This is a genomic window from Caballeronia sp. INML2 (assembly GCF_023631365.1).
In the GTDB taxonomy this organism is placed as follows: domain Bacteria; phylum Pseudomonadota; class Gammaproteobacteria; order Burkholderiales; family Burkholderiaceae; genus Caballeronia; species Caballeronia turbans.
The window spans coordinates 1-944 of sequence record NZ_JALQDH010000194.1 but is presented as its reverse complement, the minus strand read 5'-3'; the positions used below and the strand labels follow the sequence as shown (position 1 = coordinate 944).

Here is a 944-nt window from a genome sequence, read left to right as displayed (position 1 = left end):
CTGGATAGATTTGCGTGAATCGTGTCCACGATCGCCGATCATGGACACGATCCCCTGTGATCTATAAGAATTCCACTGCGACAGCACCATCATGCCCCACGCGCGCGCGAATCAGGAACTGGCCCAGCCGAGTCGCTTACGGATGCGCGGCTGCGCAAGGAAGTGCTGCCGGAATCGACGCTCGAAGGCGACGCGAATCTGCTGATCCTGCCGAATATCGACGCGGCGAACATCTCGTACAACCTGCTGAAGACGGCGGCGGGCAGCGGCATCGCCATCGGGCCGATTCTGCTCGGCGCCGCGAAGCCGGTTCACCTGCTGACGTCGTCGGCGACGGTGCGGCGGATCGTCAACATGACGGCGCTTCTCGTGGCGGACACTGCGGCGTCCGACGTGGCTTAACTTGCGCTGAATTTCAGCCATACCGAGGGTCGAGGCTGGGCCTCGACCCCTCAAAAGACCTGCACATACAGGCCTCTGAATAGTGCACTGCACTGCTGTCGGCGATAACCCGAAGTGCATATGCCGCCTATTGCCAAAAATGCCGTAGCCCCTGTAGGTCGCGTGGTACCGGCCCCGATACCGCCCTGTCAAATCAATTTAGTTTCGCTGGCCAGAAGCAACCGCGCTTAGCAACCTCCGCTCCGAACTCCTTCGCCACCATGGCCCGGGCGTGGCGTCTAACGACGGCCACGCCTTTATGCTTTCTGCGCTGTGTCGTTCGCTTGTACGATCGGCAATCCCATCCGTCGGCTTTGAAGCAGTTGCTGACGTTTGAATGACCGCAGTTTGTCGAGAGTAGATGTCTGCTTATGGGCCCAGACCGTGTCAAAACGCACAGCCACTCGAATTGACGAAACGCCGTATCGGTGCAACTTACAATCTTTCGTTGCGCATGCAGAATTCTAAGTCGCGGGCGAAGTTATCGCCGAGTGTTCAACTCC

General features: G+C 58.7%; 1 pseudogene. It reads left to right on the top strand.

The features are described from left to right. Positions 1-141: 141 nt before the first annotated feature. Positions 142-402: pseudogene (locus NCT32_RS36940) on the top strand (phosphate acyltransferase); the annotation flags it as partial. Positions 403-944 lie beyond the last annotated feature (542 nt).